Source organism: Streptomyces sp. NPDC055632, assembly GCF_053618675.1.
On sequence record NZ_JBSHHY010000001.1, the window covers coordinates 553,292 to 577,370 of the forward strand.

The window sequence follows — 24,079 nt, forward strand, 5'->3', positions numbered from 1 at the left end:
CCACGGTCTGCCCGTCAGCGCTTCAGCTCGGGGACGTTCGCCGAGGCGGAGAGCCACTGCGTGGTGAGCCTCGCGAGCGTTCCGTCCGCCTTGAGCTCGTCGAGGGCCCGGTTGACGCAGGAGGTGTACCCGCTGTTCTTCGGCAGGAGCAGGCCGAACTTCTCGGGGGTGCCGCCCGCGTAGCCGAACTGGCCGACGATCTCGCCGTTCTCCAGCTCGGCTCCGGCCAGGTAGAAGACCGTGGGCAGGTCGGTGACGATCGCGTCGATCTGACCGTTCCGCAGCGCGGTGACCTCGTCCTTGGTGGTGCTGAAGACGCTCGGCCGCTTCGAGGGCTTGATCTGGTCGAGCACGGCCTGGTAGCTGGTCGTCGCGACCTGCACGCCGATTTCGGCGTCCTTGAAGGCGCTCAGGGACGTGGCCTTCGCGAACGCGGACCCGTCGAGCGTCAGGATGGCCTGATTGGCCGTGTAGTAACTGGTGGAGAAATCGACGGCTTTCGCGCGCTGCGGTGTGATGGAGATCTGGTTGATGTCGAAGTCGAAAGACTTCTTCCCAGGGGCGTAGGAATGGGCGAAGGGCTCGACGACCCATTTCACCTGGTCGCGTTCGAACCCCAGCTTTTCGGCCACCGCATAGGCCACGGCGCTTTCGAAACCCTTTCCGTTGGAAGGGGTGTTGCTGTCGAACCACGGCTCGTAGGCCGGGGAATCGGTCGCGATGGTGAGCCGGCCGCGCTCGTGGAGACTCGGGCTGTCGGTCGTGCACGGGGAGGCCTTCCCGGCGCCGGCCGATCCGGAGGTGCTCTGCGGCTGGGGCGCGCAGCCGACCGCCGCCAGCGCGACGACGGTGACGGCGGAGAACGCCAGAGATGTGCGGGTACGGGACATCAGAGGTCCTTCGAGGGAAGTCCGGGAAAAGTACGGGAAAGGAGGGCCGGTGCTGTGCGCTCAGCGACACAGATCGGCCGCACAGCGCACGTGGTCCACGTGGCGGCGGCGTACCAGCAGGAGAGTTCCGGACATGCTTTTCAGCATTCCGGTTCACGGAGACCGGCGTCAATCTCGAAGACCACTGCCGGGGTAACGCGTTGATAACATGTCAGCCAGTGAGATGAAAGACTCGGTCGCCTTGGTGCAGGCCGAAGACATCTGCCGCGGAACCGCCGCGGATTACCAGTTCGGCGAATCCGACCCCGGAGCTCCCGACGGTGATTCCGGGTTCGCCGAGCGGGACGTCGGGGAGGCGGTCGTAACAGCGCACCGGGACGTCGCGGCCGTCGAGCCGGTTGCGCACGAGAAGGCTCTCGGCGGTGTCGTAGCCGGGCAGGTCGGCGGCCGGGCGGTCCAGCTTGCAGTTGCCGAAGTTGTCGACGACGGCGATCCGTACGTCGTCGTCTACGGGCGGGCGCACTGCCGACGCCCGGCCGGGGACGGGGTGGCCGTCCACCAACCAGCGGGCCAGCAGGGGCGCGTACCACAGGCTGCGGAACTGGGTCCGTACCATCTCCTCGATCTCGGCCGTCGTCAGCTCGGCCCAGTCGCCGGCGGCGGCCTCCAGCACCTCGCGGACGTCGGTGACCCGCACCTCCGTCAGGTCCAGGTAGGCCGCCAGCGGGGCGAGGACCCGCTGGTTCAGGGTGCTGACGACCAGGTGGTCGCCGTGGCGGAAGGAGCAGAAGGGCACGCCGTTGGGCCAGTGCCCGTCCCTCGGCGCGATGTTGACGAGCACCACGACCGGGCGGCTCGGGCCGCCGATGAGGTCCGTGGAGCGGAGCAGGTCGAGCAGGGTGAGGGCGGCGGCGCCCTCCGGGTCCGGTCCACCGAGCGGCAGGACGGTCGGCGTGGAACCGAAGAGGGCGGCGATCCTGGTGGACTGGCGGGCGAGGGCGTTGGGGTCGGAGCAGTCGGTGAGGGAGACGACCGGGGGAAGGGTCATGGCGGTACTTCGCCCTTCTGACGGGAGAGGTGCGGTGGGAGTGGAGGTCGAGGTCCGGCTCGCGGACTCGGTGGCCGGGTCCGGGAAACAAAAAACGGACCCTCCGTCTCCGGAGGGTCCGTCGCGTCCTGCGCGCACACGGCTTCGCTAGCGAAGCGCCTCCGGGGGCGGGGGCATCATTCGCATCATGGCGAGGGTGGCGGTGTGCTGCATGGGCCGGACGATAGCAGAAGCCCCGACCGCCTCGGTCGCCTTTCCACATGGTGGACGAGCTGTTCCGGCAGCTCGGCGAGGGGGCGTCTGCCGTGACCGCGGCGAGCCGCATCCGGCGAGCGACTCGACGGCGGACCGCCCGGGGCGGGGACCCCCACCATGCCCTCGTCCGTCCCTGCCGGGGGCGCCGGACCGCCGCGTCGACGTCGGCGATGCGCCGTGGACGTGCTCCTCGCAGGACGGACTCCAAGCCGCGGAAGCCCGCACGGCCGGCCGGGGAGGTCGGTCGTGCGGGCTTCCGTGTGACGGGCGGGAAGGTCAGGGCGTCATCTCGTACGCGCCCGAAAGCGCCTCGACGCGCTGCCAGACGCGGCCCGAGCGCGCCTCGTCGACGACGGGGCGGCGGACGGCGCCGAGCGCCCAGAGCTGCTGCTGCTCGGTCGCCGAGTCCTTGCCGTGCAGCTCGACGGCGTGCGCGGAGAAGTCGCGGACGAGGACGGCGAACAGCTCGTCGAGCACGTCCTCGTCGAGGCCGGTCAGGGCGGCCTGCTCCAGGACCAGCTGCCCGTGGACGACGAGCGCGAAGAGCTGGCCGACGGCGAGGAGGAGGTCGAGGTCGCGGCTCTGCTCCTCGTCGGGGGCGGCCTTGAGGACGAACTCGCAGAGCGCGTCGGCCTGTTCGCGGAAGCGGGCGACGTTGGACACGTGGGCGTACGCGTCGTAGGCGGCGCGCCAGTCGTGGAAGCGGACCGAGCCGAGGCCGCGGGCCGGGCCCTGGCGGAAGAGGAACGCGTCGTCGGACGCGTCCAGGCGGGTCGGGACGGGCTCGTACGCGACCGGGTCGAGGAGGTGGTTGCGCAGGAACTTGAGGATCAGCGCCAGGTTGACGTGGACGGTGCCCTCCAGCTTCGGCAGGCCCCGGATCTCCACGGCCGCCTCGGCGAAGTAGTTGTCCTTCTCGAAGCCCTTGGCGGCGATGACGTCCCACATCAGGTCGATGACCTTCTCGCCCTCCGTGGTCACCTTCATCTTCGTCATCGGGTTGAAGAGGAGGTAGCGGCGGTCGTCGGGACCGGCGGTGCGGAAGTAGTCGACGGCCCGGTCGCTGAACAGCTTCATGCCGACCAGCCGGACGTACGCGTCGGTCAGCTCGCGCCGCACGTGCGGGAAGGCGGTGACGGGGCGGCCGTACAGGATCCGGTTCTGCGCGTGGGTGACGGCCTCGTACATCGCGTGCTCGCAGATGCCGATGGAGGCGGTGCACAGGTTGAACTTGCCGACGTTGACCGTGTTGAGGGCGGCGTCGAAGGCGGCGCGGCCGGTGTGCAGGACGTCCTCGGCGGCGACCGGGTAGTCCTCCAGGCGGAACTCGCTGACGTACTTCGAGGAGTCGACGACGTTCTTGACGAGGTGGTACGCCTCGTGGCGGCTGTCGGCGGCGAAGAAGACGTAGCCGTCGGGGCCCTCGACGTCGGTGCGGCGGCCGAAGACGGAGACGAGCCCGGCGGCGTTGCCGTTGCCGATGTAGTACTTGGAGCCGGTGGCGCGGAAGCCGCCCTCGCCGTCGGGCGTGAGCAGCATGTCCGTGGAGTAGATGTCGGCGCCGTGGGTCTTCTCCGAGAGGCCGAAGGCGAACACCTCGCCCCGGGAGAGGAGTTCGGCGGCGCGGGCGCGGGCGGCGGCGTTGTCGCTCTGCCAGACCGGGCCCAGGCCGAGGATGGTGACCTGCCAGGCGTACCAGTAGTCGAGGCCGTAGAAGCCGAGGATCTCGTTGAGGGCGGCGATGCGGGCGGTGTCCCAGCGCTTGTCGCCCTCGTCCTCGCCGGCGGCGGAGGACGGGGTGAGGAAGGTGGCGAAGAGGCCCTCCTCGGCGGCGAAGGCGAGGAAGTCGCCGAGCCAGGCGCGGGTCCGGTAGTCCTCGATGAGCCGGCGCTTGCCGCGCGCCTCGAACCAGTCGACGGTGGCGCGCAGGAGCCGGCGGGTCTCCGGGTCGAAGTGCGCCGGGTCGTAGGTGTGCGGGTTGAACAGCAGCGGGTCGGCCATGACGTCCGCCTTTCCGGCTCGGGTGAGGGGTGAGGGTGGTGGTGAGAGGTGGTGCGGGAGGGGCGCGCGGCCCCGGGGTCAGCGCCCCGCTTCGAAGCGGGCGAGCGTGGCGAGGACGTCGTCGAGCCAGGCGATCATCATCCGCTCGTACGCGATGCCGCCCCGCAGCACGACGTGCTGGAGCTCCCGCTCGGCGTCGAGCGGGGCGTCCGCCGCCCGGCCGTCCGCGCCCGGCTCCCCGAAGTCGCGGGCCTCGCCCGCGAGGTAGTGGGCGAGGCGGTCCGCGTGCGCCTTCCGGTGCCGCTCGACCTCGCCGGTCAGCGCGGCCGGGTCGTCGAAGGCGGCGCCCCGGATCTTCACCGCGAGGTCGTGCCGCACGCTCTCGGGCTCGATCGGCTCGCCCAGCCACGCGGAGAGGGCGTCGCGGCCGAGGCCGGCGACGGAGTACTCCTTCTTGTCCGGGCGGCCCTGCTGGGGCACGTCGCGGACGTCGATCCAGCCGTCGCTCTCCATGCGCTTGAGCACGCGGTAGATCTGCTGGTGGGTGGCGGTCCAGAAGTATCCGATGGACCGCTCGAAGCGCCGGGCCAGCTCGTAGCCGGATCCGGGCTTCTCGAGCAGGGAGACGAGGATCGCGTGGTCGAGCGCCATGCCCCCGATCTTGCTATGCAACGAGTTGCATAGCAAGGCCGTCCGGGGCCGGTGAGACGCGGCTCACCTCCGGGTCCGCCCCTCCGGAGTTCACACCCCCGTCATACGCGGCCCTTGCCGCCCGCTCGAACGGTCGTTCATGATCTGCGCCATGCCAGCAGACGTCCGCGCCGCTTCCGGGCCGGTCCCGCCCCTGCCGCGCCGGGTGCGCGTCGGGTACGGGCTCGGCTCCCTGTGCACCGGCACCTTCGCCACCGTGCCCGGCCTGATCCTCCTGTACTACCTGACCGACGTCCTGGCCGTGCCCGCCGCCGTCGCCGGCTTCGCGGTGTTCCTGCCCAAGGCGTGGGACGTCCTCGTCAATCCGTTCGTCGGCGCCCTCTCCGACCGCAGCCGGCTGCGCGGCGGGCCGCGCCGGCCGTTCCTGCTCCTCGGGGCGTGCACCCTCCCGCCGCTCTTCGCGCTGGTCTTCGCCGCGCCGCCGCTGCGGGGAGCGGCCGCCGCCGGGTACGTGGCCGTCCTGTTCCTGCTCGCGGCCACCGCGTACGCCGTCTTCCAGGTGCCGTACGTGACGATGCCCGCCGAGATGACGGAGGACCCCGCCGAACGCGGCCGGGTCCTCGGCTGGCGCGTCGGGTTCCTGGGCGTCGCGATCCTGCTGTCCGGCGCGCTGGCCCCGGCGATCGCCCACGCCGACGGCGACGGCCCGGCGGGCTACCGGGTGATGGGGGTCGCCGTCGCCGGGCTGCTCGCGGTGGGCATGTTCGGGGCGTGGTTCACCACCCGGTGGGCGCCGGTGGCGGCCCGCGGCGAGGCCGAGCCGTCGCTGCGGGCGCAGCTCGCCGCCGCCCGCTCGAACCGCCCGTTCCTCTTCCTGGCCGGCATGTGGACCCTCCAGGCCCTGGCCGTCGGCGTGATGCTCGCCGGGGTGCAGTACTTCGCCACGTACACCCTGGGCTCGCCCACCGCCGTCACCCCGCTCTTCGCCGGTCTGATCGGCCCGCTCGTCCTGGTCATGCCGCTGTGGACCCGGCTCGCGCGCCGCTCCGGCGCGAAGACGGCGCAGTGGTGCGCGTCGCTGCTCTTCGTCGCCGGAGCGCTCCTCCTCTCCCTCACCCCGGTGGCCGGAGCGGCCGTCGGGTACGGCGCGGTCGCCGTCGTCGGCGTCGCCTACGCGGGGCTCCAGCTCCTTCCGCTGACCATGCTCGCGGACACCCTGGCCGCCGACGCGGTCCGCACCGGCCGACAACGCGCGGCGACCTTCACCGGTCTGTGGACCGCCGCCGAGACACTGGCCTTCGCCCTGGGCGCGGGGGTGTTCGCGCTCGTCCTGGCCGCGACCGGGTTCCGCTCCTCCGACGCGGAGCACCGGGCGGCCCAGCCGGAGGCGGCGCTCACCGGCATCTCCCTCGGCACGAGCCTGCTGCCCGCCGTCCTGGCCGCCGCGAGCCTGTGGCTGCTGCACCGCTACCACGAGGCCCCCTCCGCGGCCGTACCCGCCGTACCCGAACAGGCTGCCCCGCAGCAGGAAGTGAAGGCCCGCCGTGCCGACTGACCCCGTGGTCCCCGCCCGTTCCGCCGCCGAGGTCCTCGCCGAGCTGCGCGGCCTGCGGGAGGCCGACGCGCCCACCCGGGGCGGCCGGACCTTCGCCTACGTGTACGACGCCGGGGTCGAGGGCCTCGACGAGCTGGCCGCCGCCGCGTACACGTCCTTCGCCACGGTCAACGGCCTCGACCCGACCGTCTTCCCGAGCGTGGCCCGCCTGGAGAACGACGTGGTGGGGGCGGTCGCCGCGCTGCTCGGCGCGCCCGGCGCCCAGGGCACCTTCACCAGCGGCGGCACGGAGAGCATCCTGCTCGCGGTGAAGGCGGCCCGCGACCACGCGCGCGCGGAGCGCGGGGTGACGGCTCCTCAGCTCGTGCTGCCGTCCACCGCGCACGCCGCGTTCCACAAGGCCGCGCACTACCTGGGCCTGGAGGCGGTCGTCGTCCCCGTCGACCCGGACACCTTCCGCGCCGACGCCCGCGCGATCGGTGCGGCGGTCACCGACCGCACCGCCCTGGTGGTCGCCTCGGCCCCCTCGTACGCGCATGGGGTGGTCGACCCGGTGGCGGAGATCGCGGCGGCGGCCGCCGGGCGGGGCGTGCTCTGCCACGTCGACGCCTGCATCGGCGGCTGGCTCCTCCCCCACCTGCGGCGCGCCGGGCGGAAGGTGGAGCCCTTCGACCTGTCGGTGCCCGGGGTGACCTCGCTCTCCGTCGACCTGCACAAGTACGGGTACGCCGACAAGGGCGCCTCCGTCGTCCTGTACCGGGACGCCGGGCTGCGGCGCCACCAGTACTTCGCGCACGCCGGCTGGCCCGGCTATCCGGTGGTCAACCCCACGGTCCAGGGCACGAAGTCCGGCGGTCTGCTCGCCCAGGCGTGGGCGGTCCTGCGGTACGTCGGCGAGGACGGCTACACGGCTCTGGCCGGGCGGGTCGCCGAGGCCTCGGACCGGCTCCTGGCCGGGCTGCGGGCGATCCCGGGGGTACGGGTCCTCGGCGACCCGGCCGCCGGGCTCGTCTCCTTCACCGTCCTGGACGGCGCGGGCGGACCGGACCTGAGCCTGCTGCTGCACCTGGCCGACGAGATGCGGGGCCTCGGCTGGTACCTCCAGCCCCAGCTCTCCTTCGACGGCCTGCCGCCCAATCTGCACCTGACGCTGACCCCGGCCACCGCCGGCCGGGTGGACGCCCTGGTCGAGGACCTCGGGACCGCGCTCGCCGCCGCCCGCGCGCTGCCTCCCCTGACGGCCGATCCGGCGCTCGTCGGATTCGCCGCGCGGCTCGACCCGGCGGCGCTCGGCCCGGACGAGATCGCCGCCGTCCTGGCCTTCGCGGGGCTCGACGGCGACGGGGGCCTGCCCGCCCGGACGGCACCGGTGCTCGTCCTGCTCGACGCGATGCCGGGGCCGCTGAAGGAGCGGCTGCTGGCGGAGTTCGTCGGATCGGTCTTCCGCGTCTGAACGTTCCACGGGCGGCGGGGCGGCGGCTCGGCATGCACACCCGGTGGTCCGGGGCGACCATCGATGTATGGCTGGTAACCCGACGGCCACGCGGGCAGGCTCCGCCGCCTCGCGTGCGCCCCGCCAGAAGCTGGCGCTCGCGGCCATGCTCTTCGCGGTGTCGATGACCTTCATCGACCAGACGATCGTCTCGATCGCCGCCCCGAACATCACGGCCGAGCTGGGCCTCTCCGCCTCCGGGATGCAGTGGGTCGTCAACGCCTACCTGCTCTCCCTCGCCGCGTTCTTCGCGCTCGGCGGACGGCTCTCCGACATCTTCGGGCACCGCAGGGTCATGCTGACCGGCACGCTGCTCTTCGTGGTCTCGTCGGCGCTGTGCGGCTGCGTGCCGTCCGGAGACTTCGCGCTGACCTGGCTGATCATCTTCCGTGCCACGCAGGGCCTGGGGGCCGCGCTGATGTTCCCGGCGGCGCTCGCCGTGGTCATCGCGGTCTTCCCGGTGGAACGGCGCGGCCGGGCGCTCGCCCTGTTCTTCGGGCTCTCCGGCGCCCTGACCGCCATCGGCCCGCTGCTCGGCGGCTGGCTGACCGCCTGGACCTGGCGGGCGATCTTCTGGGTGAACGTGCCGGTCGCCGTCGTCGCGATCGTGCTCACCGTGCTCGCCCGGGTCCCCGAGAGCCGCCGCCGCGAACGCCTGGACGTCGTCGGCGCCGTCCTGGTCGCCGTCGGCATGGGCCTGGGCGTGCTGGGCTTCCAGCAGGCCTCGTCCTGGGGCTGGAGCTCGGTCGCGACCTGGGCCTGCGTCGTCGGCGGCATGGTGGTCCTGGTCCTGTTCTACGTCTACGAGAGGCGCACCGCGCAGCCGCTGATCAACTTCGACGTCTTCCGGGACCGGGCCTTCACGATCGACAGCCTCGTGCTGTTCTTCGCGATGCTCGCCTTCGTGCCGGTGTTCTTCTTCGCGTCGGTGTACGCCCAGGTGTCGCTGAGCGCCTCGCCGAACCAGGCCGCGCTGTTCCTGCTGTACTTCTTCATCGGCTTCGGCATCGCCTCCCAGTGGGGCGGCAAGATCCTCGACAAGCGGGGCGCCCGCCCGGCCATGAAGATCGGCTGCGCGCTCGGCGCGGTCGGCTTCTACCTGTGGGCCCAGAAGCTGACCGACCTGTCGATGCACGACCAGTGGCCGTACGCGGCCATGGCGGGCGCCGGCATCGGGTTCCTCCTCGCCCCCGCCTCCACCGACGCCGTCAACCGCTCCATCGGGGCCTCGTACGGCGAGGTCACCGGCATCACCCAGACCGTCCGCAACTACGCGGCGGCCATCGGCATGGCCGTCTTCAGCACCGTCCTCGCGCACGTCTCCGCGAACCGGATCACCGACACGCTCACCGAGCGCGGTCTGCCGCCGGCCGAGGCGGAGGCGACGGCCGGGAGGGTCGCGGAGGCGGTCACCGGCCATCCGGACGGCCGGGCGCCCACCGGGGACGGGCCGATCGCCAAGGCGCTCCAGGGCGCGGGCGACGCGATCCGGATGGACTTCGCCGAGGCGAACCAGTGGGTCTTCTACGGCATGGCGATCGCGCTGGCCGTGGCCTTCCTCTTCGCCCTGGCGCACCCGGGGACGCGGGTCACCGGGAAGCCGCCGGAGGAGTGAGGCCCCCGGGGCCTACCGGGCCGCTCCGGGGAAGCGGAACTCGGTGCGGCGCCGGCCGGTGGTCCCCGGCTCCAGGACCGCGCTGGGGTAGGCGGGGCGGTTGGGGGCGTCGGGGAAGTGCTGGGGTTCCAGGCACACCGCGCCGTGGCGGGGCAGCGGGCGGCCCTCGGGGTCGGTGAGCGTGCCGTCGAGCTGGTTGGCGGTGTAGACCTGGAGCCCGGGGGCGGTCGTCCACACCTCCATCGCGCGCGTCCCGCCCGGGGCGGCGAGCCGCGCGGCCCGGCGCGGCGCGGCGGACTCCCCCGCCTCCCCTCCGGACAGCGCCCAGCAGTGGTCGTAGCCGCCGGCGCGGCGGACCTGCTCGTCCCCGTCGGCCAGGACGCCGTCGCCGAGGCGGCGCGGGGAGACCAGGTCGAAGGGGGTTCCCGCGACGTCCGCGACCGGGCCGAGGGGGATGCCGTCGGGGTCGACGGGCAGGTATCCGGCCCCGTCCACCCCGAGGGTGTGGTCCAGGACGTCCCCGCCGTCCGCCGCCAGGTTGAAGTACGCGTGGTGGCTGAGGTTGACGACCGTCGGGCGGTCCGTGGTGGCGGCGCAGTCCAGGGCGAGGGTGCCGGCGGCGTCCAGCGCGTACACGGCGGTGACGTCGAGCGCGCCGGGGAAGCCCATGTCGCCGTCGGGGCTGTGCAGGCTCAGCCGCAGCCCGGCCGTGTCGCCGTCGGTGAAGGGCTCCGCCCGCCACACCCGGGCGTCGAAGCCCTCGGGGCCGCCGTGCAGGGCGTGGCCCCGGTCGTTGACGGGGATCTCGTGGGCGGCGCCGTCGAGCGTGAAGCGGCCGTGGGCGATGCGGTTGGCGTAGCGGCCGATCAGCGCCCCGAGGTACGGGCTCTTCTCCGCGTACCGGTCGAGCGAGGGCAGCGACAGGACGACGTTCGCGGTGCGGCCGGTGGCGTCGGGGACGCCGAGGGCGTGCAGGACGCCCCCGTAGGTGAGGATCTCCGCGTGCACGCCGGAGGGGGATTCGAGGCGCCAGAGCGCGACGTCCTCTCCTTCCGGGGTGGTGCCGAACGGCCGGTGACGGACGGTGGGTCGGGGCATGGGGAGTCCTCGGGACGGGTGGGCAGGAAGGTCGTGTCGGTTCGGGAGCGGGGCGGACGGGTGCGGGACCGGCGGGGTCAGTCCGCGTCCCCTCCCCCGCGGGGCGGCGCGACCGTGTGGGCGCCGCCGGTGGATTCGCGGACCGCGAGCCGGTAGCCGGGCCGGATGCGGCGGGGCTCGGTGACGGTGCCGCCCGCGAGGCGTTCGACGAGCCGGTCGACGGCGTGCCGGGCGATGGCCTGCTTGTCCGGACAGACGGTGGTGAGGCCGATCGCGCCGTAGCGGCTCTCCTCGATGTCGTCGAAGCCGACCACGGCGATGTCCTCGGGGACGCGCAGGCCGCGTTCGGCGAGGGTGCGCATCGCGCCGAGGGCGATCAGGTCGTTGTACGCGAAGACGGCGTCCGGGCGGGCGCCCCGTCCGAGGAGCTCCGCCATGGCCGCGGCGCCGTCGCCGCGCCCGTAGCCGTCGGTGGCGACGACCAGGGTCTCGTCGGGCTCGACGCCCGCGGCGGTGAGCTCCTCGCGCCAGCCGCGCAGGCGCAGGTGGGCGGGCTGGCGCTCGCGGCCGGTGCGGGAGCCGAGGAAGGCGATCCGCCGCCGGCCGAGGCCGAGGAGGTGCCGGACCGCGCTGCGGGCGGCGGCCACGTTGTCGATGGCGATCTGGTCGTACGGCGCCTCGTACTCGCGCTCGCCGAGGAGCACGAGCGGCGAGGTCTCCTGCCGGGCGAGCAGGTCGTCGTTCTCCAGGTGGATGGGGCTCAGGATGAGGCCGTCGATGACGTGGGAGCGGAACTCCTGGCAGACCAGGAGCTCCCGCTCGCGCAGTCCGGCGGTGTGGTCGACGAGCACGGTGTAGTCGTGCTGGGCGGCGGCGTCGATGACGGCGCCCGCCAGCTCGGCGAAGTACGGGTTGCCGAGCTCGGGCACGGCGAAGGCAATGATGCCTGTGCGGCCCTTGCGCAGGTGCCGGGCGGTGAGGTTCGGACGGTAGCCGAGCTCGTCGATGGCCCGCTGCACCTTGGCGCGCATCTGCGGGGTGACGTGGGGATAGTTGTTCACCACGTTGGACACGGTCTTGATCGACACGCCGGCCCGCTGCGCGACGTCCTTGAGGCTGACGCCCACGGAACTCCTCTGGTTCGGCTCTGACCGGGCGGACCGGTGGTCCGGGTGGTCCGGGTGGGGTTGTCTCCGGCGTCAGAGCGTTCTTCTGCTCCGTGAAACGTACCGCTGCGCCACGACGACCAGGATCAGGAAGCCTCCGCTGACCACCGACTGGTACGAGGAGTTCAGCGAGCCGATCTGGTTGATGAGGTTCTGGATGACGGCGAGCAGCAGGACGCCCCACAGGGTGCCGCTGACCGAGCCGGCGCCGCCGACCAGGAGCGTGCCGCCGATGACGACGGCGGCGATGGCGTCGAGCTCCATGCCGGTGCCGATGATGGTGACGCCGGAGGAGAGCCGGGCCGCGTTGAGGGCTCCGGCGAAGCCCGCGAGCAGACCGCTGAGCACATACACCGTCACCTTGGCGCAGGCGACCGGCAGTCCCATGAGGGTGGCCGCGTCGCCGCTGCCGCCGACGGCGAACAGGGTCTGTCCGAAGGAGGTGCGCTGGAGGAGGACGCCGCCCGCGCCGAACAGGGCGAGCGCGACGAGGATCGGGTACCCGAAGCCGAGGACGCTGCCCTGGCCGAGTTCGGCGAACGCCGAGCCCTTGGGCACCAGATGGGTGGTGGCGCCCTCGTCGGTGAGGGCGAGCAGCAGCCCGCGCGCGCCCAGCAGGGAGGCGAGGGTCACGATGAAGGGCGCCATGCCGGCGCGGGCGATGAGCAGGCCGTTGAGCAGTCCGATCGCCCCGCACACCACGAGCGGGACGAGGAGCGCCGGCAGCAGGCCCCACTGCGAGGCCCAGGCGGCGAGGACGCCGCCGAGGGCGAAGACGGAGCCGACGGACAGGTCGATGCCGCCGGTGATGATCACCAGGGTCATGCCGAGGGCCACGATCGCGAGGAACGAGGCCTGGACGAGGACGCCGCGGGCGTTGTCGAGGGTGGGGAAGGTGGGGTACGCGAAGGAGGCGATCAGCACGACGAGGAGGAGGACGGCCAGCACGCCCTGGCGCTGGACCAGGGAGAGGAGCCGCTCCGCGGCGGAGACGCCGGTGGCCGCGCGGTCGGTCTTCGCCGCGCCCGCGGGCGCGGGGGCGCCCGTCCCCGGCGCGGTGGGGGAGGAGGTGGGGTTCATCGGGATCGGCGCTCCCGTGCGACGTAGACGGCGGCGATGATGATGGCCGCCTGGGCGATCTGGGCGGTGGAGTCGGGCAGGTCGTGCTTGACGAGGGTGGCGCGCAGCAGCTGCATGAGCAGGGCGCCCGCGACGGTGCCGAGGACGCGGACGGAGCCGCCGCTGAGCGGGGTCCCGCCGACCACGACGGCGGTGATGGCGGAGAGTTCCATCAGGGTGCCGAGCGAGGACGGGTCGCTCGCGGTGAGACGGGCGGTGGCGAGGACGCCGGCGAGGGCGGCGAGCACCCCGCACAGGACGTAGACCCCGGTCAGGACGCGCTTCACGGGCAGGCCGGCCAGGGTGGCGGCGGCGCGGTTGCCGCCGATGGCGACGACCTGGCGGCCGAAGGTGGTCCGGTGGACGAGGAGGGCGACGGCGAGCGCCAGGGCTCCGGCGACGACCACGACCAGGGGGACGCCGAGGAGGCTGCCGGTGCCGAGGGCGAGCAGGTCGGGGTTGACGATCTGCTTGAGCTGTCCGTCGGCCATCACGAGCGCGAGGCCGCGGCCGCCGACGAACAGGGCGAGGGTCGCGACGATGGGTTGCAGCCCCACCACGGAGACCAGGGTGCCGTTGACCGCGCCGACGAGGGCGCCCGCGAGGAGGGCGACGAGCAGGGCGGGCACGAGTCCGTAGCCGAGGTAGAGCGGCAGCAGCGCCGTGGCCAGGGCCATGGCGGAGCCCACGGACAGGTCGACGCCCTCGGTGCCGATCACCAGGGCCATGCCGAGGGCCACGATGACGATCGGGGCGACCTGGACGAGCTGGGTGCGGAGGTTGTCGGCGGTGAGGAAGTGGTCGGTGAAGAGGGCGTTGAACAGCAGGAGCGCGGCCACGGCGGCGTACACGCCGTACTCCTGGAACCATGCGGCGGCGTTCGGCCGGGTCCCGGCGGCGCGGGCCGGCGCCGCGGTGGCCTGGGTGGTCATCGGGGGTCCTCCTCGGCGGCCGGGGCGCCCGGTGCGGTGGGTTCGGGGTTCTCGGTGGTCTTCGCGAGCGGTACGGGGCCGGGCCCGGGCCCGGCTTCTTCGGCGGGTGGTACGGGGTCGGGGCCTTCGGCGGACGGCGTACGGCCGGTGTCTCCGGCGGGTGGTACGGGGCCGGTGTCTCCGGCGGGTGGCGCGTGGTCGGCGAGGGCCGCGAGCAGGGCCTCCTCCGACACGTTCTCGCCGACCAGTTCGCCGGCCGCGGCGCCGTTCCTGAGGACGACGATCCGGTCGGCGCCCTCGACGAGCTCCTCGATGTCGGAGGAGATCAGGAGGACGGCGAGACCCTCCTGCGCGAGTTCGTCGACGAGGGCCTGGACCTCGGCCTTGGCCCCGACGTCGATGCCCCGGGTGGGTTCGTCGAGCAGCAGGACCTTCGGTTCGAGGCAGAGCCAGCGGGCCAGGAGGACCTTCTGCTGGTTGCCGCCGGAGAGTTCGCCGACCTTCTGCTCGGGGCTGGACGCCTTGATCCGCAGCCGCTTCATGAAGACGTCGACCACCCGGTCCTGCCGCTCGCGCGAGACGATGCCGGCGCGGGAGAGCCGGGGCAGGGCGGCGAGCACGATGTTCTCGCGGACGGACAGGCCGGGGACGATGCCCTCGGCCTTGCGGTCCTCGGGGAGCAGGCTGATCCCGGCGCGGATCGCGCTCGCGGAGGAGAGCCGGCCGAGCGGCGTGCCGCCGACGCTCACCCCGCCCGCGTCCAGGGGCAGGGCGCCGGCCAGGGCCTTGGCGGTCTCGCTGCGGCCGGAGCCGAGCAGGCCACCGAGGCCGAGCACCTCGCCGGGGTGGAGGTCGAGGGAGACGCCGTCCAGCTGGTGGCGGCGGGTCAGGCCGGTGGCGGTCAGGACGGGTTCGCGGGTGATGTCGTGGCCCTCGGCGCCGAAGCTGGTCACGCCGTGCCGGCGCACCTCGGAGATCTCGCGGCCCAGCATCATGGAGACGAGCCGCACGCGGTCGAGTTCGGCGAGCGGGCCGGTGTGGATGTGCCGGCCGTCGCGCAGGACGGTGACCCGGTCGCAGATCCGGTAGAGCTCGTCCATGCGGTGGCTGACGTACACCACGGCGATGTCGCGCCGGCGCAGGTCGTCGATGACGCGGAAGAGGGTCTCGACCTCGCGCGGTTCCAGGGAGGAGGTGGGCTCGTCCATGACGACGACGTGGGCCTCGACGGAGACCGCCCGGGCGAGGGCGACCATCTGCTGGGTGCCGATGCCCAGGGTGTTCAGCGGCCTGCGGGGGTCGACGGCGACACCGAAGCCGCCGAGGAGTTCCGCGGCTTCGGCGTGCATCCGGGCGAAGTCGATGAGGCCGAGGCGGTTCTTGGGCTCGCGGCCGAGGAAGATGTTCCGGGCCACGCTCATCAGCGGGACCAGGTTCACCTCCTGGTAGATGGTGGAGATGCCGGCCTCCTGCGCCTCGGAGGGGCGGGCGAACCGCGCCGGCCGTCCCGACAGGAGCAGTTCGCCGCCGTCCGGGCGGTGGACGCCGGTGAGCACCTTGATGAGGGTGGACTTGCCGGCGCCGTTCTCGCCGACGAGGGCGTGGGTCTCGCCGGCGCGGAGGGTGAACGAGACGTCGTCGAGGGCGACCACGCCGGGGAAGCGCTTCCCGACGCCGCGGGCCTCCAGCACCGTCGGCGCGGCCGTCGCCTCGGCCCGGGACGCGGCCGTGGGCGCGGTGCCGTTCGCCGCGGACGCCGGCGTTTCGGGGGGTGCCATGAACGTGGCCTTCCGAAGAGGGGTGGTGAAGGGGGTGGAGTCGGGGCCGCCCCGGTCGCCGCGCGGCGGTGAGCGAGACCGCCGCGGGCGGGGAGGCGGGGCGGCCCCGCGGCCGGGCGGAGGCCCGGGCCGGTGGGCGTACGGACCGGGCCGCGGTTCCCGCCGGAACCACGGCACCGGCCCGTACGGATCGGGGGGTGCCGACCGTGGGTCGGTACCGGTCGCACGTCGGTACCGGCTTCGCGCCCGTACCGGTCGTGCCGTTCCCGCCGGCCTCGCGTCAGTACGCTCCGCCGAGGGATTCCTTGGCGTTGGCCGGGTCGTAGGAGCGGTCCGAGATGATGACGTCCTCGGGGATGCCCTCGCCGGCGTAGAACTTCTGCGCGGTGGCGAAGGCCAGCGGGCCGAAGCGCGGGTTGGACTCGATGACGGCGTTCAACTCGCCGTTGGCCAGGGCCTGGACGGCGTTGCGGGTGCCGTCGATGGAGACGATCCTGACGTCCTTGCCGGGGGCCTTGCCCGCCGCCTTGAGGGCGGTGACGGCGCCGAGGGCCATCTCGTCGTTCTCGGCGTAGACCGCCGTGATGTCGGGCTTCGACTGGATGAGCTGCTCCATGACCTGCTGGCCCTTGTCGCGGGCGAACTCGCCGGTCTGCTGGGCGACGATCTCCAGGCCGGGGGCCGTGGCCTTCACCTGGTCGACGAAGCCCTTGGTGCGGTCGGTGGTGACGCTGTTGCCGGAGGAGCCGAGCAGGATCGCGACCTTGCCCTTGCCGCCGGTCGCCTTCACCATCGCGTCGGCGGCCCGCTTGCCCTGCTCGACGAAGTCCGAGCCCAGGAAGGCCAGGTAGTCCTTGCAGGCGGTGGCGTTGATCTTGCGGTCGATGGTGAGGACGGGGACCTTCTTGGCGGCGGCGGCCTGGAGGGCGGGCTCCAGGCCGTCGGAGTTGAGCGGGGCGACGATGAGGAACTGGGCGCCCTGGGCGAGCATGTCCTGGATGTCGCTGATCTGCTTGGAGAGCTGGGACTGCGCGTTAGTGGTGAGGAGCTTCTTGACGCCGACCTTGGCGGCCTCGTCCTTGATGGACTGCGTCTCGGCGATGCGGAAGGGGTTGGCCTCCTTCTCCGACTGGGAGAAGCCGACGACCGCGTTCTTGAGGTCGAGCTTCGGCGCGCCGTAGGAGGTGAGGGTGCAGCCCTCTCCGGCGGCGGCGGACGCGGTAGGCGTCTGGACCGTCTGGGCGCCCTGGCCGCTGTCGCCGCCCGCGTTGTCCGCGGTCTCCGACTTGGCGCAGCCGGAGAGGGCGAGCGCGGCGGAGGCGACGACGGCGCAGGCGACGGAGAGGGTGCGGGTTCTCTTCGAAAGGGTCGGCGAAAGGGTCATCGGGAGGACACTCCTTGGCGGGGGACAGCACCGCCGAGTGGCGTGCGGTCGCGCGGGGCGGGGAGAGGAGCCGGTCTGCCGCGATGGGCCGGCGGACCGTTGGTGCGCAGCCTCGATCCACCCGGATCAAGGCTCTGAGCTGGGAGGACAAAGGCTCGGAGCAGCCGTTCGTCAGGTCGGCGGCTCCGGCTTTACAACGTTATAACCGCGTCCCGGCGAGCACGGCAAGGGGCCGGGACGACGTTTCCGGAATGCGTCCCCGCGGCGAAGCGGCCGTAACGGCCCACGGGGTGACGGACCGTCGGCGCGGCCTCCGCACGAGGTCTGGACAGCCTCCGCACCGCGTGCTGTCATTCCGCTGCACACGATTTTCCAACGTTGGAATGACGGCCGTCCGCTCCCGCCGGCGCCCCCGTGCCGGGGCGCGGACCGGCCGTACGCCGTCGTCCCCGGCCCGTCGGCGCGAGCGCGCGGCGACCGGCCGGACCACCCGTGCCCCGAGACGGACACGCGGCACCACCGGAGTGCCTCCGGTGTCACGCCTCCCCCGGGCCCGGCTCCGATTCCCCTCTCCACGAGGAAAGACTCGATGACACGACGAAACACCCGCCCCCGAACCGGAATGGGGGCGCTGCTCACCGCGGCGGCCCTGGTGCTGTCCGTCGGCGCCCCGGTCTCCACCGCCTCGGCCGCGCAGCCGGCCGGAGCCTCCCCCGCGTCCGCCTCCTCCCCCGTCGCCCCGTCCGCTCCCTCTCCGTCCGCCCGTGACGCCGCCGTCGAGGTCCACGGTCTGAAGGGCGAGTACTTCAGCATGTCGGCGCCCGGCGCCCGGGACTTCGCCGAGCTCGGCGGCGTCTCCCTCGACCCGCGGATCGACTTCTCCGGCCTGACCGGCACGTTCCAGTCGCTCACCGGCCGGTCCGAGCACACCACCGCCCGCTGGACCGGCCGGATCGAGGCCCCGGTCACCGGCGACTACACCTTCCACGGCATCGGGGACAACGGCTTCCGGCTCTTCGTTGACGGCGAGCCGGTCATCGACCACTGGGTGCCCGACTGGGACCGGGAGCAGACCGGCGCGCCCGTCCACCTGAAGGCCGGCGAGAAGCACGACTTCCGCCTGGAGATGTTCCAGGACGTCGGCGGCGCGAACATGTTCCTGCGCTGGTCGACGCCGACGATGCCCAAGCAGCTCGTCCCGGAGTCCGCGTTCACCCCGCCCGCCGGCTTCGAGGTCTACCCGGTGGAGCCGACCGTCCCGGCGGACGGACGCCAGGTGCGGCTGCGATTCGACCACCGGGTCGGCGGCCTGGAGAAGGTGGCGGACCACCTCACCGTCGAGGCCGACACCACCCCGATGCCGGTCGAGCGGGTCCGCGTCGCCCCGGGCGACCGCAACAGCGTCCTCGTCGACCTCGCGGAGCCGATCCAGAAGGGCCAGCGGGTACGGGTGGACTACGACGGCCTCGGCGGGCTGAGGAACGGCACCGAGACCGTGCCCCGGATCCTGCGGTGGGCCGCCAACGCCTCCACCCACCGGCTCACCACCGAGTGGGGCGACCGGCTGGACGAGAAGAACCCGCTGCCGGAGTACCCGCGCCCCCAGCAGGTGCGCGGCAAGTGGAAGAACCTCAACGGACCCTGGCAGTTCACCGGAGCCGGGGCGGACGAGACGCCGGTCTTCGGCAAGGACCTGGACGAGCGGATCACCGTCCCGTTCCCGGTCGAGTCGCAGCTCTCCGGCATCGAGCGGCACGAGGACCACATGTTCTACCGGCGCCTCGTGGACGTGCCGAAGGGCTGGAAGGTCGGAAAGGCCGGCAAGGGCGACCGGCTGATGCTCAACTTCGGCGCCGTCGACTACCGGGCCCGCGTCTGGGTCAACGGCAGGCAGGTCGCCGAACACACCGGCGGCTACAACGCCTTCAGCGCCGACGTCACCGACGCCCTCAAGGCCAAGGGCCCGCAGGAGATCGTCGTCGCGGTCACCGACACCGGCGGCCCCGACCAGCCGACGGGCAAGCAGTCCACAAACCCGGGCGGCATCTTCTACACCCAGTCCTCGGGCATCTGGCAGACGGTGTGGATGGAGCCCGTCGCCGCCGTCTCCATTGACAACGTCGTCACGACGCCGGACATCGACACCGGCAGCCTCGCCGTGAAGGTCGAGTCGGGCCGCGCCTCGGCCCGCGCGCGCGTGGAGGCCGTGGCCCGGGACGCCCGGGGCAAGGTCGTCGGCCGGGTCCACGGCCCCGCCGACCGGGAACTGCGCCTGCCGGTGGCGAACCAGCGCCTGTGGAGCCCGGACGACCCGTACCTCTACGACCTGGAGGTACGGCTGACGGACGGCAGGTCGTCCGACCGGATCGACAGCTACTTCGGCATGCGGAAGATCGCGGTCGAGAAGGTCGGCGGCTTCCCCAAGCTGGTGCTCAACGGCAAGCCGGTCTTCTCCCTCGCCACCCTCGACCAGGGCTTCTGGCCCGACGGCCTCTACACCCAGCCCAGCGACAAGGCGCTCGCGTTCGACCTGGAGGCCCACAAGAAGCTCGGCTTCAACGCCGTGCGCAAGCACATCAAGGTGGAGTCGCCGCGCTGGTTCTACCACGCGGACCGGCTCGGCCTCCTGGTCTGGCAGGACTTCGTCTCGGGCAACCTGACCGGCGACACCGGCCACCGGGCCTTCGTCGACCAGGGCCGCGAGATGATGCGCCAGCACCACAACTCCCCGTCCGTCATCGGCTGGATCGTCTTCAACGAGGGCTGGGGCGAGTGGAACCGGGAGGAGACCGGGCGGATCGCCGAGGCGGTCAAGGCGGCCGACCCGTCCCGGATCGTCAACGCCCACAGCGGGGTCAACTGCTGCAACTCCAAGGGCGACTCCGGCAAGGGCGACGTCCTCGACCACCACGACTACAACAACACCGACGCCCCCTACCCGGACCACCGGATCGCGATGGACGGCGAGCACGGCGGCTTCACCCTGCGCACCCCCGGCCACATGTGGCCCGGCGCCCCGACCGTGATCTACAGCGGCGTCGCCGACAAGGAGGCGCTGACCCGCACGTACGTCGAGAACACCGAGAAGTTCTACCTGGAGGCCGCGGGCGCCGAGCTGTCCGGCTCCGTCTACACCCAGATCTCGGACCTGGAGAACGAGCTCAACGGCCTCTACACGTACGACCGCCGGGAGATCAAGGTCGACCCGGTGCGGGTCCGTGAGATCAACCGCAAGGTGATCGCGGCGGGCGCGGCCGCCGGGCAGCGCGCCCCGCTCAAGGGCGGTGCCTCCTGGTCCCTGGACGAGGGCGCGGGCACGACCGCGCGGGACTCCGGGCCGCAGAACCGGCCGCTCACCCTGAACGAGGGCACCGCGTGGGGCCCGGGCGTCGACGGCGGCGCGCTGAGGTTCGACGGGAAGGGCCACTTCGCCCAGACCGACGGGCCCGTCGTCGACACCACCACGAGCTACACCGTGTCCGCGTGGGCCACGCTCGACGCCCTGCCGGGCAACTACGCGACCGTGGTCAGCCAGGACGGCCGGCGCCGGGAGAACCCCTTCTACCTCCAGTACGGGCAGGGCACCTTCGCCTTCAGCACCCCGGGCGGCAACCGGGCCCGGTACGCGACGACGCCCGAGCTCGGCCGCTGGTACCACCTGGTGGGCGTGCGGGACGCGGCGAGGAACGAGATCCGGCTGTACGTGGACGGCTCGCTCGTGGCGACGGCGGCCTCCGGCCCGGCGGACGTGAGCACCGGCCCGCTCGCGGTCGGACGGGCCCGGTGGGGCGGCGGGAACGTCGACTTCTGGAACGGCTCGGTCGACCGGGTGCAGGCCTTCGACAGGGCGCTCTCCTCCGAGGAGGTGACCGCGCTGCACACGGCCGGGAAGCCGTAGCCGGCACATGAGGGAGCGGGTCCTCCCGGGCGGTGGCGCCCGGGAGGACCCGCTCTTCTCGTTCAGCGGGGCCCGTCAGGGCGCCCAGGGCGCCTCCAGGGTCCAGCCGCTGTCGGCCGTCAGCGTCTGCGGGCGGTCGAAGCCGCCGCTGCCGGCGCCCGAGGCGATGGACACCGCGGACTCGAAGTGGCGCAGGTACGCGCCGGGGACGTTCAGCGACTCGAAGGTGACGCCGGTCCCGCCGACGCCCGGCCGGGCGCAGAAGGTGGCGTCCTGCCGGAAGAGCGCGGAGCCGTCGTCGGCGGCGGTGCGCACCCGGCTGTCGGCGTGCCGCAGGAACCGGCCCGGGTAGTTCACCGACTCGAAGGAGTAGCAGGACGAGTCGGCGAGGCCGCGCCGCACGGTGAACGTGGCGTCCTGCTTGAGCAGGGCGGCGCTGCCCGCGCCCACGACCTCGGTCCAGGCCAGGCTGTCGGCGTGGCGCAGGTAGCGGTCGGTGTGGCCCCAGGTGGTGACGCGCAGCGAGCGCCGCACGTCGGTGGGGAGGAGGACGGAGCTGCGCCACAGGGCGGGCTCCGCCGTGTTCCAGGTGGCGTCCGCCGCGAAGGAGGAGGCCGAGTCCCAGGGGTTGGGGCCGCCGCTGCGGGCCAGGTACACGGCGTCGGCGTAGTGGCGCAGGTACGCGCCGGGGAAGTTCAGCGACTCGTACGAGGTGCCGCCGGCCGCGAGTCCGGTGCGGGCGCACCAGGTGGCGTCGGCCGCGAACGGCCCGCCCGTGTCGGCGTCGAGGCGCACGCGGCTCGCGGAGTGGCGCAGGTAGCGGCCGGGGAGGTTGACGGACTCGAAGGAGTAGCAGCGCGGGTCGGCGAGTCCGGCGACGGTGCGGAAGGAGGCGTCCTGGCGGGCCCCGTCGGCGGAGGCGCCGGTCAGCACGTCGGTGCGGGCCAGGGAGTCGGCGTGCCGCAGGTAGCGGTCGGTGAAGCCGGGCGTGGTGACCCGGAAGGAGCGCACGTGGCCGAGGGTGTGGCCGGGTGTCGCGTTGAGGTTGCGGGAGGCCGCGATCAGGGAGCCGTGGGCGGCGCGCAGGGCGGCGGTGTCGACCTTCTGGACCCGCCGGTCGTAGGTGAGCAGTCCGTTGTACTCGCCCTCGACGTCGGTGATCTCGGTGTAGACGTAGGCGGAGACGCCCTTGGTGGTCATGAGCGCCCGCACGTCGCGGACCATGCCGGTGTACCGGTCGTTGAGCTGGGCGGCGCTGAAGACCTGCTCGTAGGCGAAGAACTGCCCGTTGGGGCTGTACTCGTGGCCGGGCGTGCGCAGTCCGATGCCGCCGAACTCGCCGAGGACGGAGATCCGGGTGGCCGAGGGCCGGGGGGCGTCGGGGCCGGTGTAGACGTGCCAGTCCATGATGTCGCCGTTGCCCGGGTCGCCCTTGGAGGCGCAGCAGTTGTAGCCGCTGTGGGAGTTCATCAGGCGGCCGGGGTCGTAGTTCTCCAGGTCGGTGGTGACCCGGCGGGTGTCGTCGAGGTTCCACTCGCCCCAGCCCTCGTTGAACGGGACGTAGGCGACGACGGCCGGGGAGAACCGGTGCTCGTCGACGATCTCGCGGGCCTCGGTCTCGAACTGGGCGATCTGCGCCGGGGTGCGGTTGGCGTCGAAGGCGGGCGTGGAGGGGATGTCCTGCCAGACCAGGAGCCCGAGCCGGTCGGCGTGGTAGTACCAGCGGGCGGGCTCGACCTTGATGTGCTTGCGCACCATGTTGAAGCCCAGGTCCTTGTGCTTCTGCAGGTCGGAGGCGAGGGCGGCGTCGGTGGGCGCGGTGTAGAGGCCGTCGGGCCAGAAGCCCTGGTCGAGGGTGCCGATCTGGAAGACGAACTCGCCGTTCAGGGTGGGGCGCATGACCCCGTTGACGAGCTTCTTGCCGATCTCGCGCATGCCGAAGTAGCTGGTGACGGTGTCGACGGCAGCGCCCGAGGCGCCCAGGAGGGTGACCTTGAGGTCGTACAGGAAGGGGTCGTCGGGCGACCAGCGGCGGGCGTTCGGCACCGGTACGGAGAACTCGGTGAAGCCTCCGGTGGCGGTGCCGACCACCTGGGTGCCGTTCAGGGCTTCGGCGCGGACGGTGTGGCCGCCGACGTCGCCGCGGGTGAAGACCCTGACCCGTGCGGTGTTGGTGGCCAGGTCGGGCCTGATGTCGACGGAGAAGATCGACGAGACGGGGGTGGGCTCCAGCCAGACGGACTGCCAGATGCCGGAGGTGGGCGTGTAGAAGATGCCGCTGGGGTTGTTCACCTGCTTGCCGACCGGCTGCTTCTCACCGCGCCCGTCGGTGGGGTCGTAGACGCGGACGACCAGTTCGTTGGAGCCGGCGCGGAGCTGCGGGGTGATGTCGACCTCGAAGCGGTCGTAGCCGCCCTTGTGGCCGGTGACGCGGGTTCCGTTGACCCAGACGGTGGCTTCGTGGTCGACGGCTCCGAAGTGGAGCTGCACCCGGCGGCCCGACCAGTTCTGGGGGACGGTGAAGGAGCGCTTGTAGAACATCAGGTCGCGGTTGTCGTTGCGCATGATCCCGGAGAGGGCGGACTCCACCGGGTACGGGACGAGGATGCGCTCCGGCAGGGTCTGGCCGAGCGGCGGGGCCGCGTTGCGGTCGACGTTCCCTGCGCCGTCGGTGGGCGGGTTGAGGAACTCCCACTCGCCGTTCAGGGACTGCCAGTCGGGCCGCGTCATCTGGGGGCGCGGGTACTCGGGCAGGGGGTTGGTGGTGGACACCTGAGAGGTCCACGGGGTGGTCAGGGGCGGCGTCTTGGGGACGACGGCGGCGGAGGCTGCGGTGGTTCCGGTGAAGAGCAGACCTCCCGCCATCGTCAACAGGGCCGCCAGGCAGGCGACGACGCGTCGCATCGGATTCCTCCTGGGCAGGACGGCGCCCGGAGTCCTCGCACGTGCCGGGGCCGTCCGGCCCGTCGGCGTGCGGGATTCCGTGCGGAGTTGACGAGCGGCTCGGACGAGGGCCGTCCGGCGGAACAAGGGCGGACGGGCCCGAGGGGCGGAGCGCCCCGGTCCTCGGCGGCGGACGAGGTGGGGAGGAACCTAACAGGAAACAGTTCTCAACGGAATCACCCAGCAACCGAGAGGAAACAAACAATTTCCTTCGCGTCGCCTCACGGCGCGAGCGCTTCCATATTGACATGCCC

15 protein-coding genes and 1 pseudogene are annotated in these 24,079 nt (G+C 72.6%); 4 read left to right on the forward strand and 12 right to left on the reverse strand.

Annotated features, from left to right (window positions below):
• Nucleotides 1-14: 14 nt before the first annotated feature.
• The 4 genes from ACWGSR_RS02330 to ACWGSR_RS02345 all read right to left on the reverse strand — a co-directional run bounded on the left by ACWGSR_RS02330 (nucleotide 15) and on the right by ACWGSR_RS02345 (nucleotide 4,845).
• Complete coding sequence (locus ACWGSR_RS02330; RefSeq protein WP_453563055.1) at nucleotides 15-890, reverse strand: ABC transporter substrate-binding protein; 876 nt, start codon at nucleotides 888-890, stop codon at nucleotides 15-17.
• A 211-nt stretch (nucleotides 891-1,101) separates the two neighbouring features.
• Complete coding sequence (locus tag ACWGSR_RS02335; protein ID WP_376232262.1) at nucleotides 1,102-1,938, reverse strand: SAM hydroxide adenosyltransferase; 837 nt, start codon at nucleotides 1,936-1,938, stop codon at nucleotides 1,102-1,104.
• A 531-nt stretch (nucleotides 1,939-2,469) separates the two neighbouring features.
• Nucleotides 2,470-4,194, reverse strand: coding sequence for an acyl-CoA dehydrogenase family protein (locus ACWGSR_RS02340; RefSeq protein ID WP_376232264.1), 1,725 nt, complete (start codon nucleotides 4,192-4,194; stop codon nucleotides 2,470-2,472).
• 78 nt (nucleotides 4,195-4,272) lie between these two features.
• Nucleotides 4,273-4,845, reverse strand: a complete 573-nt coding sequence (locus ACWGSR_RS02345) for a PadR family transcriptional regulator (protein ID WP_453563056.1) — start codon at nucleotides 4,843-4,845, stop codon at nucleotides 4,273-4,275.
• 151 nt (nucleotides 4,846-4,996) lie between these two features.
• Here ACWGSR_RS02345 and ACWGSR_RS02350 point away from each other — a divergent pair, with 151 nt between their 5' ends.
• The 3 genes from ACWGSR_RS02350 (at nucleotide 4,997) to ACWGSR_RS02360 (ending at nucleotide 9,507) form a co-directional block, all read left to right on the forward strand.
• Nucleotides 4,997-6,400 carry an MFS transporter gene (locus tag ACWGSR_RS02350; protein ID WP_453563057.1) on the forward strand — a complete coding sequence of 468 codons (1,404 nt, stop codon included), beginning with the start codon at nucleotides 4,997-4,999 and terminating at the stop codon, nucleotides 6,398-6,400.
• Nucleotides 6,390-7,853 carry a pyridoxal phosphate-dependent decarboxylase family protein gene (locus tag ACWGSR_RS02355; protein ID WP_453563059.1) on the forward strand — a complete coding sequence of 488 codons (1,464 nt, stop codon included), beginning with the start codon at nucleotides 6,390-6,392 and terminating at the stop codon, nucleotides 7,851-7,853. Before ACWGSR_RS02350 ends, ACWGSR_RS02355 begins: the two co-directional genes overlap by 11 nt.
• A 67-nt stretch (nucleotides 7,854-7,920) precedes the next feature.
• Nucleotides 7,921-9,507, forward strand: coding sequence for an MFS transporter (locus ACWGSR_RS02360; RefSeq protein WP_376232269.1), 1,587 nt, complete (start codon nucleotides 7,921-7,923; stop codon nucleotides 9,505-9,507).
• A 12-nt stretch (nucleotides 9,508-9,519) separates the two neighbouring features.
• Here ACWGSR_RS02360 and ACWGSR_RS02365 read toward each other — a convergent pair whose 3' ends face one another.
• The 6 genes from ACWGSR_RS02365 to ACWGSR_RS02390 all read right to left on the reverse strand — a co-directional run bounded on the left by ACWGSR_RS02365 (nucleotide 9,520) and on the right by ACWGSR_RS02390 (nucleotide 16,984).
• Nucleotides 9,520-10,605, reverse strand: coding sequence for an aldose epimerase family protein (locus tag ACWGSR_RS02365; RefSeq protein WP_453563060.1), 1,086 nt, complete (start codon nucleotides 10,603-10,605; stop codon nucleotides 9,520-9,522).
• Between the two features lie 77 nt (nucleotides 10,606-10,682).
• Nucleotides 10,683-11,732, reverse strand: coding sequence for a LacI family DNA-binding transcriptional regulator (locus tag ACWGSR_RS02370; protein ID WP_453563062.1), 1,050 nt, complete (start codon nucleotides 11,730-11,732; stop codon nucleotides 10,683-10,685).
• A gap of 72 nt (nucleotides 11,733-11,804) precedes the next feature.
• Nucleotides 11,805-12,851, reverse strand: a complete 1,047-nt coding sequence (locus ACWGSR_RS02375) for an ABC transporter permease (RefSeq protein ID WP_453563063.1) — start codon at nucleotides 12,849-12,851, stop codon at nucleotides 11,805-11,807.
• Nucleotides 12,848-13,822 carry an ABC transporter permease gene (locus ACWGSR_RS02380; protein ID WP_376232277.1) on the reverse strand — a complete coding sequence of 325 codons (975 nt, stop codon included), beginning with the start codon at nucleotides 13,820-13,822 and terminating at the stop codon, nucleotides 12,848-12,850. Before ACWGSR_RS02380 ends, ACWGSR_RS02375 begins: the two co-directional genes overlap by 4 nt.
• A complete protein-coding gene (locus ACWGSR_RS02385) occupies nucleotides 13,819-15,600 on the reverse strand; it encodes an ATP-binding cassette domain-containing protein (RefSeq protein ID WP_453563065.1) in 1,782 nt (593 codons plus the stop codon). Before ACWGSR_RS02385 ends, ACWGSR_RS02380 begins: the two co-directional genes overlap by 4 nt.
• Before the next feature lie 280 nt (nucleotides 15,601-15,880).
• Nucleotides 15,881-16,984 (reverse strand): ABC transporter substrate-binding protein, encoded by a 1,104-nt coding sequence (locus tag ACWGSR_RS02390; protein ID WP_453563066.1) that lies wholly within the window; start codon nucleotides 16,982-16,984, stop codon nucleotides 15,881-15,883.
• Nucleotides 16,985-17,573: 589 nt separating this feature from the next.
• Here ACWGSR_RS02390 and ACWGSR_RS02395 point away from each other — a divergent pair.
• On the forward strand, nucleotides 17,574-20,882 hold the full coding sequence (locus ACWGSR_RS02395) for a LamG-like jellyroll fold domain-containing protein (RefSeq protein WP_453563068.1): 3,309 nt from the start codon (nucleotides 17,574-17,576) through the stop codon (nucleotides 20,880-20,882).
• A gap of 75 nt (nucleotides 20,883-20,957) precedes the next feature.
• On the opposite strand, the gene ACWGSR_RS02400 is transcribed toward ACWGSR_RS02395, so the two are convergent.
• Together ACWGSR_RS02400 and ACWGSR_RS02405 are read right to left on the reverse strand one after the other, a co-directional pair.
• A complete protein-coding gene (locus ACWGSR_RS02400) occupies nucleotides 20,958-21,416 on the reverse strand; it encodes an AbfB domain-containing protein (protein WP_376232299.1) in 459 nt (152 codons plus the stop codon).
• A gap of 36 nt (nucleotides 21,417-21,452) precedes the next feature.
• A pseudogene (locus ACWGSR_RS02405) lies at nucleotides 21,453-23,786 on the reverse strand (AbfB domain-containing protein); the annotation flags it as partial.
• Nucleotides 23,787-24,079 lie beyond the last annotated feature (293 nt).

Coding starts and splice junctions, on each gene's coding strand:
- ACWGSR_RS02330 (WP_453563055.1), bottom strand. CDS start 890: ATGTCCCGTACCCGCACATCTCTGGCGTTCTCCGCCGTCACCGTCGTC.
- ACWGSR_RS02335 (WP_376232262.1), bottom strand. CDS start 1,938: ATGACCCTTCCCCCGGTCGTCTCCCTCACCGACTGCTCCGACCCCAAC.
- ACWGSR_RS02340 (WP_376232264.1), bottom strand. CDS start 4,194: ATGGCCGACCCGCTGCTGTTCAACCCGCACACCTACGACCCGGCGCAC.
- ACWGSR_RS02345 (WP_453563056.1), bottom strand. CDS start 4,845: ATGGCGCTCGACCACGCGATCCTCGTCTCCCTGCTCGAGAAGCCCGGA.
- ACWGSR_RS02350 (WP_453563057.1), top strand. CDS start 4,997: ATGCCAGCAGACGTCCGCGCCGCTTCCGGGCCGGTCCCGCCCCTGCCG.
- ACWGSR_RS02360 (WP_376232269.1), top strand. CDS start 7,921: ATGGCTGGTAACCCGACGGCCACGCGGGCAGGCTCCGCCGCCTCGCGT.
- ACWGSR_RS02365 (WP_453563060.1), bottom strand. CDS start 10,605: ATGCCCCGACCCACCGTCCGTCACCGGCCGTTCGGCACCACCCCGGAA.
- ACWGSR_RS02375 (WP_453563063.1), bottom strand. CDS start 12,851: ATGAACCCCACCTCCTCCCCCACCGCGCCGGGGACGGGCGCCCCCGCG.
- ACWGSR_RS02380 (WP_376232277.1), bottom strand. CDS start 13,822: ATGACCACCCAGGCCACCGCGGCGCCGGCCCGCGCCGCCGGGACCCGG.
- ACWGSR_RS02385 (WP_453563065.1), bottom strand. CDS start 15,600: ATGGCACCCCCCGAAACGCCGGCGTCCGCGGCGAACGGCACCGCGCCC.
- ACWGSR_RS02390 (WP_453563066.1), bottom strand. CDS start 16,984: ATGACCCTTTCGCCGACCCTTTCGAAGAGAACCCGCACCCTCTCCGTC.
- ACWGSR_RS02395 (WP_453563068.1), top strand. CDS start 17,574: ATGACACGACGAAACACCCGCCCCCGAACCGGAATGGGGGCGCTGCTC.